This is a genomic window from Streptomyces sp. NPDC059816 (assembly GCF_042732055.1).
GTDB lineage: Bacteria > Actinomycetota > Actinomycetes > Streptomycetales > Streptomycetaceae > Streptomyces.
In genome coordinates this window covers 41,023-53,562 of record NZ_JBHWIQ010000004.1, presented here as the reverse complement: position 1 = coordinate 53,562, position 12,540 = coordinate 41,023, and the positions used below count along the sequence as shown (strand labels likewise).

The window sequence follows — 12,540 nt, the reverse complement described above, 5'->3', positions numbered from 1 at the left end:
GCGGGTGCCGGGGCACCGAATGTTCCGCCCCACTCTAGTGCCGCCCGCCGTACCCGCCCGGTTTCCCGGACCCGCCGGGGGTCGACCGCCCCGGGGTGCCCGGTGGGACGGACGCGTCCCGTGCGCCGTCCCCGCCGTTCGGCCCCGGGTTCGTCCCGCCGTAAGACGTCCGCCCGGGCCCAGTGGTTGCCGACGACGGTCCCGAGTGGGGGACGAGCGGAAGACAAAGGGAACGCAAGGGACCACGGACGGCACCGAACAGGCACTTTTACGCGCAGAGCAAGCCAATCAAGATCACGAACCGATGGCGGCCGGGCGTGTTGTCGGTGGCAGGTGCGAGGATGCCCCCGTATTCGGTCTACGTGCCCGGAGTGCGGTGGGGGGAATCACAGCACGCCCCCGGACGATCCGTGCTGGGCGCATCCGCAGAAGGGACCGCTGACGGCGATGCAGATCCGGTTGACCGTCCTCGGGCCGCGCCCCGAAGCTCCGGGGCGCACAACGGCGCGGGACGTCCTGGTCACCGCGCCCGGGGGCACCCCGCTGGCCGCGGTGGTCTCCGGGCTCGCCTCGGCCGTGGCGGGCGGCGAGGGGCCGACCGCCGTGTACGCCGGCGCGGACCGCCTCGATCCGCAGCGCGCCGTGCTCGGTGAGCCGCCGCTCGTCGACGGGGCGGTGCTCTCGCTCGGCGCTCCCACGGACCCCGGCCCCGACCCCACCGGCGCGGTCACCCAGCTCCAGGTCGTGGGCGGACCCGACGCGGGCGGAGTGCACCTGCTGCACGGCGGCCCCGTCCGGATCGGGCGCTCGGCCGACGCGGAGATCCCGCTCGACGACCCGGACGTGTCCCGACTGCACTGTGCGGTGACGCTCACCGAGGACGGCCGGGTCACCGTCGCGGACCTCGGTTCGACCAACGGCACCCGGCTGTACGGCGCCGCGATCGGGAAGCGGCCCGTCCCGTTGGAGCCGGGGGCCCTGCTGCGGCTCGGCGAGTCCACGCTCCGGCTGGCCGACCCCCGGGAACTACCCGGCCCGGTGTCCACCGACCCGGACGGCGAGGGGTTCGTCCGGGTGGGCGTCGACACTGCGGAGTCACCCGATCCCGGGGCCGACCCCGTTCCGCCGCAGACCCCGCGGACCGCGGTCCCGGCGGTGAACGGGACCACCGGGCACGCGTACGGGACCACCGACTGGGTCACCCCGGGCGCGGTACCCCACCACGCGCCCCCCGCGGGGGCGCAGGACACACACGCCGGGAACCACGGCGTCCCGGGCATGCCGGGCTCGGTGCACGCAGGGGCCGCCCTCCACGAACAGGCCGCCGTCGACGAACGGGTCTCCGCGTACGAACGCGCCGACGAAGACGCGCACGGCACCGGGTCGACCCGCCCGGGAGCCCGCCGCCGGGGCGGGCTGACCGCCTGGGCGCGCAGGCTCCGGGGCGAACGCGGCCCGGACCACGATCACGATCACGACGCCCCCCGCCCCGACCCCGTCGGGACGGACGGCCCGCACGCACCGGAGGAGCACACCGGGTACGCGGAGGGACCCTTCACCGTCGACCCCGCGGCCACCCCCGAACTGTGGCCCGACCCCGCCGCGCTGCTGCTCACCGCGCTCGGTCCCGGCCCCCGGCTGTGGGAACGCGGCCACGACCACCCCGAAGCGCTGACGGTACGGCTCGGCACCACGGACCGGCCCGCTCCGGGCGGCCCGGGAGTGCTGGCGGGCGTCCCGGTGACGGTCGGGCTGCGCGAGGCCGGCGCCCTGGGCCTCGCGGGACCCCGCCCCCGACTGGTCGGGGTCGCCCGGTCGGTGGTGGCGCAGCTCGCCGCCCTGCACGCACCGGAGTCGCTGGAGATCGTGCTGCTCAGCGCGGACCGCACCCGGCCGGTCGCCGAACGGGTCGCCGAGTGGGGCTGGCTCGGCTGGCTCCCGCACACCCGCCCCGGCCGCGGCCAGGACTGCCGACTGCTCCTCGCCTACGACACGGACCAGGCCGCCGCGCGGACCGCGGAACTCGACCGGGTGCTGGCGGAACACGGCGACGGCCCGACCGGGGACCCCGACGCCCCTGCGGCGGACGGAACACTGACCGTGCTCGTCGTGGACGGCGATCCGGGAACCCCGGCCCTGCGGGACGCGGTGGCGCGGCTCTGCGCGTACGGGCCCGCGGCCGGCGTCCATGTGGTGTGCCTGGCGGAGACCGCCGCGCTCCCGAGCAGCGCCGACGCGGCGACCGCCGGCACCGGGATCCACGAGGGGTACGGGGCCGCCTGTGCGGTACTGCCCCCGCTCCGGGAGTGCGGGGCGGTCGCGCTGCTCGGCGGGGACGTGGCGACCGAGGTCCGACTGGTGCGCATCGCCGGCGGGGCCGTCGCCGGCGAAGGCACCGAGGCCGCGGTGGACGCGGTGTCGGGAGCGTGGGCCGAACGGTTCGCGCGGGCCCTGGCGCCGCTGCGCGCGGAGGGCGGCGTCCGGACCTCGCGGGCCGCGGTGCCCCTGCCCCCGACCGCGCGGCTCCTCGACGAACTGGGCCTCGCCCGGGCGACCCCCGCGTCGCTGCTCGCCCGCTGGGCCGACGCGTTCGACGACCCGCAGGCGGCGGGCGGGCGGGCCCGGGTGGTGCTCGGCGCGGGACCGCGCGGACCCGTCGGCGTGGACCTCGTCCGGGAGGGCACCCATCTGTTGGTGGAGGGCCCGGCGGGCAGCGGGCGCACCGAACTGCTGCGGGCCGTCACCGCGTCGCTCGCGGCGGCCGAGCGGCCCGACCGGCTCTCGGTGATCCTGGTCGACGGTCGGGACACCACCGGGGGACCCGGTGCGCAGCCCGCGGGCGCCGGGGGCGGGCTCACCGTGTGCGGGGAGCTGCCGCACGTCACCACGCACCTGGCGGCCAACGACCCCGTACGCATGCGGGAGTTCGCCCAGGCGCTCAGTGCGGAACTCAAGCGGCGGGCCGAACTGATCGGGCTCCTCGACTTCGGGCAGTGGCACGGCGGCGAGCAGCCGGCCGGGCGGGTCGTCGCCCAACGGGGCCCCTCCTTCGGTTCCCGGGTCTCCGGCGCGCGTCCCGCCGCGGACGGGGCGGGGGACCTCGATCCGCCGCCCAGTTCCACCCTGCGCCTGCGGCCCGCCGGGGCCCGGACCGCCCCCGCGCCGGCGCTGCCGCGCCTGGTGGTGGTCGTCGACGACCTCGACGCCCTGCTCTCGCCCGCGCTGGGTTCCACGGGGCGTCCGTCGGCCGGGTCCGTGGTGCGGGCGCTGGAGGCGGTCGCCCGGGAGGGCGAACGCCTGGGCGTGCACCTGGTGGCGGGCGCGGTGGGCGGGGCGCGCGTCGACGCGAGCGAGGTGGCTCGGCGGGCCGGGGTCCGGGTCCGTCTGGACGCGGTGCGGGGCGGGCCCGAGGAGCCCGGTCCCGGGCGGGGGACCCTGCGGGGCGGGGACGGGCGGGTCACCGAGTTCCAGGGGGGACGGGTCACCGGGCGCATACCGCGGACGGCGACGCTGCGGCCCACCGTCGTGGTGGTGGAGTGGGACCGGATGGGGGACCCGCCCGCTCGGCGTTCCGTACGGGAGTTGGGGAACGGGCCCACGGATCTGGCGTTGTTGGCCAGTGCGGTGGAGCGGGCTGCTCGGTCCGTCTCGGCGATGACGGTTCCGTCCTTGCTCTAGGCATGACGGGGCCTGTCCGCCGGTCCCCTGCGGGGTGCGTTGTTCCGTGCGGGTGCGTGGTGGTTGCTCGCGGTGCGTTGTCGGTTGCGGGTCCTGGGTGGCGCCTCCCGGAGGTACGCCGTCCCGCGCGGGTACGCGGTAGTTGCCCGCGCAGTTCCCCGCGCCCCTGACGGGGCCCCCTCCGACCGCCCCGAACCCGCGCCCCCGCACAGGAGCGACGCACCCGCAGGAAGGCGCACCCGATAGGGGCGCGGGGAACTGCGCGAAACAACAACGCACCGCGCGGGACAGCGCACCCGCAGGGGAACGCACCTGAAAGGGGCGCGGGGAACTGCGCGGGCGACCACCGCGCACCCGCCGGGAACCGTACGCGCCCCCGGGTCAGGCGCGGGGGTGGGCCCAGGTGTCGAGCCGTCGCAGGAGGTGGCGGCGTTCGACATCGTTGCGGGTGGCTCGGACAGCGTGGTGCATCAGTTCCCGCGCCTCGGGATACCGGCCGAGTTCGGCGGTGAGCTCGGCGCGGAGTGCTGCCAGACGGTGATCGCCCGGTGCGGCTTGCACCCCGTCGAGGGCGGCGATGCCGGCGACGGGTCCGCGGGCGAGGGCGATCGCGGCAGCGCGGTTTGCCAGGACCGCCGAGGACGGTGTCCGTTCGGCGAGCCGGTCGTAGAGGGTGACGATGGCTTCCCGGTCGGGCACGGGCTGGATCTGGAGGGCGGCGATGCCGGCTTGCAGCACCCACCGGCCGGGGCGGTCACCGCTTCGGCGCAGGGCTCTGGTGGCGAGGTCGAGTCCCCGGCCGATGTCATCCCAGCGCCAGCGGCTGCGGTCCTGGTCGGCGAGCAGGACCAGGTCGTCGCCATCGGTGCGGGCGTCGCGTCGCGCATCGGTGAGCAACAGCAGTGCCGACAGTCCGAGGACCTCGGGTTCATCGGGCAGCAGCCTGCGCAGCAGGGCGGTCAGACGCAGCGCCTCGTTGCACAGGGCGGCACGGACCAGTACGGGGCCTTCGGCGGCCGTGTGTCCTTCGGTGAACACCAGGCCGATGACGGTCAGCACGGCGTCCAGGCGGTCCGGCCAGGCGCTGCGGGGCGGGATGTCCAGCGCGATCCCGGCATCGCGGATCTTGCGTTTGGCCCGGACCAGGCGTTGGGCGACGGTCGATTCGGTGGTGAGGAGCAGTCGGGCGGTTTCGGTTGCGGTCAGCCCGCACAACAGGCGCAGGGCGAGCGGGACCTGGGCGGCGGTGGCCAGGGCCGGGTGACAGCAGGTGAACACCAGCCGGAGGAGGTCTTCCGCGGCGGCATCGGACCAGCGCACGGCTCCGAACGGGTCGTCGGGGTCGCTGACGCTGTCGGCCGCCGGCTCGTCGCGCAGCTCGTGGGCGAGGGCGGCGAGCTTGTCCACGGCAACGCGGTCGCGGCGCAGCCGGTCGAGGACCTTGCGACGGGCGGTGGTCTGGAGCCAGGCTCCCGGCCGGCTGGGAATCCCGTCGCGGGGCCACGTCTCGAAGGCCGTGGCAACAGCCTCGGCGGCGGCGTCTTCGGCCCGGTCGAGGTCACCGGTCCACCGGGCCAGCGTGGCCACCAGCGTGGGCCATTCGGCCCGGTAGACCTGTTCGACGGCGACCTCGACCGGGTCGGACATCGGTTCAGCCCAGCTCGGCCAGGGACCGCACCTCGACCGAACCGAAGTCAGCGGCCGGGCAGTCCGCCGCATACTTCAGCACGGTGTCCAGGTCGGTCGCCTCCACGATCCAGAAACCGCCGAAGGACTCCGCCAACTCGGCGTACGGTCCGTCGGTGAGGAGGGCCTCCCCCTGCCGGTTGCGCACCGTGGTCGCCGTGTCGGCGGGCTGCAGCTGCTCCGCGCCGCGCAGCACCCCGGATTCGGCCAGCGCCTGGGTGAAGGAGACGAAGCGTCCCATCGTGGCTTCGAAGTCCTCCGGCGGCATCTCGGCCAGAGCGGAGTCGTCGACGTGCGACATCAGGATGTAGCGCATGGCATTCATGTCCTTATCTTCACGGCGGCCGTGCCGCCTCTCACCTGCTTCGACGCGCACGCCGGCGAGGTTTCGACAGCGTAGGACACCTTTTTCAGGTTTTTCAGGGCGGGCCGGGATACGGTCTCCCGCCGTCCACTCAGGCGAACCGTGCTTGCAGCGCGGTGAGGGTCTTGTCCAGCGCGGTGCCGGCCTGCTTCGGGATGCCGATCAGCCGTACCAGCCGACGCGCCCGCTTGGCGGTGTAGTCAAACGTCTCGGTGACCTCCGTACCGCCGGGCACCGCCCGCAGTTGCCACCGCCACACGTGCCGGCCGCGGTGCCGCCATGCGATCAGGGCGTCCTGTTCGAACTCCACGACGGTGTTCGTGGTCGTGTAGCCCTTCATCCTCATCCGGAACACCGAGCCGAGTTCCAGCCGCTGCGGCCCCTCGATGAAACCCTTCACCTCACCGGTACCGTCCAGGCCGGGGTGCTCCCCCGGTGCGGCGAGCAACGCGAAGATCACCGATGGTGTGGCGGCGACCACGGCCCGGCGACTCACCAGTGCTGTGGTGGGTGCCCCGGGGTGGGTAGTGGTGCTCATGAAGACCTCCTGTGACGTCAGGTGCGGGAACTGGTCGCCACCCGCTCACTGCGTCGACGCGCGAGCGTTCCCCGTTTCGACAGGGACCGCGGAGGGTTTCGACCACGTGGGTACGCCGTCCCGTGCGGGTGCGCGGTAGTTGCCCGCGCAGTTCCCCGCGCCCCTTGCAGGTGCGTCTACGTGCAGGTGTGCTGTCCTGTGCAGGTGCGCTGTTGGTTTGCGCAGTTCCCCGCGCCCCTGATCGGGCGCATCCATGAGCAGGTCCGTTGTTCGGTGCGGCCCGCCCGCCAGGAGCGCCCTGTGAGGGGCGCGGGGAACTGCGCGGGCAACCACCGCGCACCCGCGCGGGACGACGTACCCCCGGGAGGCACCACCCAGGACCCGCAGGAAGCAACGCACCCGCAGGCAAGCGCGCCGAAGGGGCGCGGGGAACTGCGCGAGCGACCACCGCGCACCCGCCGGGAACCGTACGCGCCCCCCGCACCCCGCGGACCCCGCGGACTTCGCGGGAAGTCACGAGGGCGTCACGATCGGTGAGTTGGGACGCCGACCACCCTTGTCGGAACAAACCACCCGGGCGTACACCAGACCCCACGGGACAACGTCCGCACGCGCGACAAGCACGTCAAGTCAAGAGGACGGGGCAGTGATGCGCAGCACGAGTCGACGAGGGATCAGGACGACCGGGGGCCGCACGACCCGGCTCACCGCCGTGGCCGTGGTCGGAGCCCTGGCACTGGGGTTGACCGCATGTGGCGACGACGGCGACGGCAAGGGAGGCGGCGCCAGCACCGCACCGGACGGGGCGACCCTGAAGCTGCCGAAGCTCGACGGCGAGAAGCTGGAGGTCGCGGCCGTGTGGACGGGACCGGAGCAGGAGAACTTCAAGAAGGTGCTGGCCGAGTTCGAGAAGCGGACCGGCGCCGAGGTGACGTTCGTACCGGCGCAGGATCCGATCATCAACTTCCTGGGTTCGAAGATCGCGGGCGGCGCCCCGCCGGACGTGGCGATGCTCCCCCAGGTCGGCGCGGTGAAGCAGGCCGTGGACAACAAGTGGGCGAAGCCGGTGGGCGCCGCGGCGAAGGAGCAGTTGGCGAAGAACTTCGCCCGGGGCTGGCGGGACCTCGCAGCGGTGGACGGCGAGCAGTACGGCGTGTACTTCAAGGCGGCCAACAAGTCGCTGGTCTGGTACAACACCACGGTCTTCGAGAACGCGGGCGCGAAGGAACCGAAGACCTGGGCCCAGTTCCTGGAGACCGTGCGGACGGTGTACGACTCCGGGGTGACCCCGGTGTCGGTCGGCGGCGCGGACGGCTGGGTGCTCACCGACTGGTTCGAGAACGTGTACCTGTCGCAGGCGGGTCCGGAGAAGTACGACCAGCTCGCGAAGCACGAGATCAAGTGGACGGACCCGTCCGTCAAGGAGGCCCTGACCACCCTCGGGCAGTTGTTCGGCGAGGAGGACTACCTCGCGGGCGGCGCGGACGGGGCGCTCCAGACGGAGTTCCCGCGTTCGGTGGAGCAGACGTTCACGGGCGGCGACCAGCCGAAGGCGGGCATGGTCTTCGAGGGCGACTTCGTGGGCGTCAACATCGCCCAGGCGAAGGCGGAGGTCGGCAAGGACGCCAAGGTGTTCCCGTTCCCGGCGGTCGGCGCCGAAGCGCCGGTGGTCAGCGGGGGTGATGCGGCGGTCCTGCTGAAGGAGTCGGAGGCGGGCCAGGCGCTGTTGACGTTCCTCGCGTCCCCGGACGCGGCGGAGGTCTGGGCGAAGGAGGGCGGTTTCCTGTCGCCGAACAAGAACCTCGACCCGTCGACGTATCCGAACGAGGTGCAGCGCAACATCGCGAAGGCGCTGATCGGCGCCGGTGACGACTTCCGGTTCGACCTGTCGGACCAGACGCCGCAGGCGTTCGGCGGCACCCCCGGCAAGGGCATGTGGAAGGACCTCCAGGACTTCCTGAAGAACCCGAAGGACGTGACCGGGGCCCAGCGGAAGCTGGAGGCCAACGCGGCCAAGGCGTACAAGGGTTGATCCGGCGATGACGTCGGCTACGACGGGCGGCTCCGGCGCCGGGCCGGCGCCCGCCCGGCGCCCGCGGCGCGGCAGCGTGACGGGTACCCGCACGACGGTGGCGGCGCTGTTCCTGCTGCCCGCCGCGGTGCTGCTCGGCGCGCTCGTGGTCTACCCGATCGGGTATTCGCTGATCCGCAGTTTCGTCAGCGACACCGGCGGCGGTTTCGCCGGGTTCGACAACTACCGGGAGCTGTTCACGGACGACGGCATCCGGACGGCGTTCCGCAACAACGTGATCTGGATCGTGCTCGCGCCGACGGTCGCCACGGCGCTGGGCCTGGTCTTCGCGGTGCTCACCGAACGGGTGCGCTGGGGCACGGCGTTCAAGCTGGTCATCTTCATGCCGATGGCGATCTCGATGCTGGCGGCGGGCATCATCTTCCGGCTGGTGTACGACCAGGACCCGGACCGGGGGGTCGCCAACGCGGTGTGGGTGGGGGTGCACGACACGTTCGCCGAGTCGTCGGCGTTCCCGAAGGCGCACCCGGGCCGGGACGCGCCGCTCGGGGAGGCCGGCGGCGGGGCGTTCGTCACCGAGGAGCCGGTGCGGGCCGGTGTGCCGGTGGTCCTGCCGTTGGTGGGGGTGGCACCGGACCGGATGCCGGACGGGGCCGAGCAGGCGCGGGCCGCCGTCGCCGATCCGGGGAAGGTCACCGGGACGACCTGGCAGGACTTCACCCGGGGCAAGGGGGTGGGCACCCTCGCCGGTGTCGACGACGGGGAGCTCGGGTACCCGGGGATGCGGATCGAGGCGGTGAAGGACGGTGAGGTGGTCGCCCGGACGCGGGCGGCGGCCGACGGGACGTTCACCCTGCCGCAGACCGCGGACGGCGCGCTCCTGCGGTTGCCGGCCGCCAACTTCGCGGAGCCGTACCGCGGGGTCGACTGGCTGGGACCGGGGTTGGTGACCCCGGCGATCATCGTGTCGTACGTCTGGATGTGGGCGGGCTTCGCGATGGTGCTGATCGCGGCGGGGCTGGCGAGCGTGCCCCGGGAGCTGTTGGAGGCGGCCCGGGTCGACGGGGCGACGGAGTGGCAGGTGTTCCGTCGGATCACGGTGCCGCTGCTGGCTCCGGTGCTGGCGGTCGTCCTGGTGACCTTGATGATCAACGTGTTGAAGATCTTCGACCTGGTCTACATCATCGCCCCCGGTTCCTCGCAGGACGATGCGAACGTCCTGGCGCTCCAGCTGTACCGGTCGGCGTTCAGCGACGGCAGACCCGGGGTGTCGAGCGCGATCTCGGTGCTGTTGTTGTTGCTGGTGGTCCCGGTGGTGGTCTTCAACATCCGGCGGCTGCGGCGGGAGGGCGGGCGATGAGCACGCACGGTACGACGGCCGCCCCGGCGGCGCGGAAGCGGACCCCGCTCGCAACCCGGCTCGCGCGGGCCGCGAGCGGCGGGCTGGTACGGGTGTTCCTGCTGGTGGTGGCGGTGTTCTGGCTGGTGCCCACGGCGGGTCTGCTGCTGTCCTCGCTGCGCGAACCGGAGGACCTCGCGGAGAGCGGGTGGTGGACGGTCCTCACCGAGCCGGCGCAGCTGACCGTGGACAGCTACTCCCGGCTGCTCGACAACGCCTCGATCACCGAGTCGCTGTGGAACACGGTGCTGATCGCCGTGCCCACGACGGTGCTGGTCGTGGTGATCGGGTCGCTGGCCGGGTACGCCTTCGCCTGGCTGGAGTTCCCGGGGCGGGACTGGTGGTTCCTCGGCGTGGTCGGGCTGCTGGTGGTGCCGGTGCAGGTGGCGCTGTTGCCGATCGCCCGGCTGTTCGGGGACGTGGGGCTGTTCGGTTCGGTCGCCGGGGTGGTGCTGTTCCACGTGGGGTTCGGGCTGCCGTTCGCGGTGTTCCTGCTGCGGAACTTCTTCGCGGAGATCCCGCGGGAGCTGCTGGAGGCGGCACGCCTGGACGGTGCCGGTGAGCTGCGGCTGTTCACCCGGGTGGTGATGCCGCTCGGCGGGCCCGCGATCGCGAGCCTCGGGATCTTCCAGTTCCTGTGGGTGTGGAACGACATGCTGGTCGCGCTGATCTTCACGGACGCCTCCAACCAGCCGATCACGGTGGCGCTCCAGACCCAGGTGCGGCAGTTCGGCAACAACGTCGACATCCTGGCGCCCGGGGCGTTCATCTCGATGGTGATCCCGCTGGCCGTCTTCTTCGCCTTCCAGCGGCAGTTCGTCTCGGGGGTGATGGCGGGGGCGGTGAAGTAGCGGTCCGTCGGGGCCCGGGGTGGTGGTCGGTCGCTGGACCGGCCCACCCGGGTCCGGCCCGGCCGTCACTCGTTGGGGTGGTCGGCGGCGCGGAGGGGGCGAGGAGCGACGCGGACGGCGGCCCGTCCCGTTTGCTGGCGGTGCCGCGTCTTTCCCGTCGCCCCGGCAACGCGGGAGCCCGCCGCCCCCGTCCAGGTGTACGGGGGGGGCACCGGCAGGGGCTCCGGGACCCGACCGCTCCCGGAGCCCTGCCGGGACACGGCGACGACCGCCCACCACGAGCACGGGGTCCAGCGCACCATGAGCACCGAACTGAAGGCTCCCGGGCGCACCGGGGGCGCGACCGCCCTGGGGTCCCGTCGACTGCGGCCGACGCCGTACCTGGTGGGGGGCTGTCTGTTCTGGCTGGTGGTGTCGCTCGCCCACGGGCGGCTGCCGATGTGCTGTGACGTCGGGCAGCACGCGGCCGTCGTGGAGCGCCTCACCGACGACCTGTGGCGCCCGCGGCACCCGGTGGTCGACCTGCCGGGGGACGGCAGCCCGTACTTCACCCCGTACGCGGTGGCGCAGGCGCTGGTCGCCAAGGGGACCGGGCTCGCCGGCTGGGCGGTGGTGAAGCTGTCCGGGCCGGTCAACCTGGTGGTGCTGCTCACCGGGCTGGGGCGATTGACCCGGGCGGTGGCCGGGCCGGACACCCGGCGGTGGGCGCCGGTGGTCGCGCTGGGGACGGTCACCCTGCTGTGGGGCACCGAACGCCTGTGGTGGTCCGGGTTCTTCGGGCTGATGTCGATGACGGGCAACCTGTCGTACCCGTCGACGTTCGCCGCCGGTCTGACGTTCTGGGCGTGGGCGTGGACCGCCGCACTGGTGCGCTCCCCGGCGCGCGGGCCGTGGGCGCACGCCGGCTTGGGCGCGCTGCTCGGGCTGATCGTGCTGGTGCACCCGATCACCGCGGTGGCGGCGGCGCTCGGGGTGGTGGCGTTCGCCGTGCCGCCGTACGGGCGGCGCTGGGTGGAGCGGGGGGCGTGGGGGCGCGGCGGGTTCGCCCGGCCGTGGGCGCTGCTGGTGCTGGTGGCGTGCGCGGTGGCGGCGGCCTGGCCGTACTTCTCGGTGTTCTCGTTGCTGGGCGATGCGGGCCCGGACGCGATCCACGCCCTGCTGTACGAGGACGTGCGGGCCCGGTTCTGGCTGGTCGCCCTGGGCTTGCCGGCACTGTGGGCGCGCTGGCGGCGCGATCCGCGGGACCCGCTGGTGGTGCTGTTCGGGCTGGCCCTGGTGGTGGTCGCGTACGGGTGGTTCTCCGGGCACTTCACGTACGGGCGGCTGTGGGCGGCTGCCGTGCTGGCGCCGCAGTTGGCGCTGGCGGTGGAGCTCGCCGCGCCCCGGCCCTGGTCGGGGCGGCGCCGGGCACTGGGGGCGGCGACCGCGGCGGGGGCGCTGGCGGGGTTCCTGACGGTGCACGCGGGGGCGGTGGTGCCGGGGGCACTGGACCCGGTCGGGTTCCCGCAGCCGCCGCGCTGGCCCTCGTACGGATGGGTGGCGGCCCGGGTGGAGCGCGGTGCGGTGGTCCTCACCGACGGGTACCGGCCGACCCGGTCGCTGCCCGGGTACGGGGTGAACGTGGTGGCGCCCGCGTGGCCCGACCCGGCGTTGGACGAACGGGAGCGCAGCCGCCGGCGCTCGACGGTGCACACGTATCTGGCGCCGACCTCCTCGCCCGCGCGGCGGGAGGCGATCGCCCGGCGGTACCGGGTGCGGTGGTTGCTGCTCGCCCCCGAGCAGCGGGTGCCGCCGGAGGCGGTGGTGGTCGACTGGAACCCGCGCACGGGAGAGGTGCTGGCGCGGGTGCGGTGAGGCGTACGCCCGCGCGCCTGTGCGGGCTGCGGGCTGCGGGCTGCGGGGAGTGGCACGGGGGTGGGGCGGGAGTGGCACGGGGGTGGGACGAGCGGGCGACTCATGGGCGTATTGCCGTGAAATCACCCTTTTCGAGGC

General features: G+C 73.9%; 8 protein-coding genes. 5 read left to right on the top strand and 3 right to left on the bottom strand.

Going from position 1 to position 12,540, the window contains the following annotated elements:
• Window positions 1-447: 447 nt before the first annotated feature.
• Window positions 448-3,678, top strand: coding sequence for an FHA domain-containing protein (locus ACFV88_RS06840; RefSeq protein ID WP_385486827.1), 3,231 nt, complete (start codon window positions 448-450; stop codon window positions 3,676-3,678).
• Between the two features lie 381 nt (window positions 3,679-4,059).
• On the opposite strand, the gene ACFV88_RS06835 is transcribed toward ACFV88_RS06840, so the two are convergent.
• From ACFV88_RS06835 to ACFV88_RS06825, 3 genes are all read right to left on the bottom strand, one after another.
• Window positions 4,060-5,325: an RNA polymerase sigma factor gene (locus ACFV88_RS06835; protein WP_385486825.1), complete on the bottom strand. Its 1,266-nt coding sequence runs from the start codon at window positions 5,323-5,325 to the stop codon at window positions 4,060-4,062.
• A 4-nt stretch (window positions 5,326-5,329) separates the two neighbouring features.
• Complete coding sequence (locus ACFV88_RS06830) at window positions 5,330-5,689, bottom strand: YciI family protein (protein WP_385486823.1); 360 nt, start codon at window positions 5,687-5,689, stop codon at window positions 5,330-5,332.
• Window positions 5,690-5,819: 130 nt separating this feature from the next.
• On the bottom strand, window positions 5,820-6,266 hold the full coding sequence (locus tag ACFV88_RS06825) for an SRPBCC family protein (RefSeq protein ID WP_385486821.1): 447 nt from the start codon (window positions 6,264-6,266) through the stop codon (window positions 5,820-5,822).
• Window positions 6,267-6,915: 649 nt separating this feature from the next.
• On the opposite strand from ACFV88_RS06825, the gene ACFV88_RS06820 reads away from it, so the two are divergent.
• The 4 genes from ACFV88_RS06820 (at window position 6,916) to ACFV88_RS06805 (ending at window position 12,402) form a co-directional block, all read left to right on the top strand.
• A complete protein-coding gene (locus ACFV88_RS06820; protein WP_385486819.1) occupies window positions 6,916-8,298 on the top strand; it encodes an ABC transporter substrate-binding protein in 1,383 nt (460 codons plus the stop codon).
• A 76-nt stretch (window positions 8,299-8,374) separates the two neighbouring features.
• Window positions 8,375-9,658: a carbohydrate ABC transporter permease gene (locus tag ACFV88_RS06815; protein WP_385487406.1), complete on the top strand. Its 1,284-nt coding sequence runs from the start codon at window positions 8,375-8,377 to the stop codon at window positions 9,656-9,658.
• Window positions 9,655-10,548, top strand: a complete 894-nt coding sequence (locus ACFV88_RS06810) for a carbohydrate ABC transporter permease (RefSeq protein WP_385486817.1) — start codon at window positions 9,655-9,657, stop codon at window positions 10,546-10,548. Before ACFV88_RS06815 ends, ACFV88_RS06810 begins: the two co-directional genes overlap by 4 nt.
• A gap of 300 nt (window positions 10,549-10,848) precedes the next feature.
• Window positions 10,849-12,402 (top strand): hypothetical protein, encoded by a 1,554-nt coding sequence (locus tag ACFV88_RS06805; protein ID WP_385486815.1) that lies wholly within the window; start codon window positions 10,849-10,851, stop codon window positions 12,400-12,402.
• Window positions 12,403-12,540: the final 138 nt, after the last annotated feature.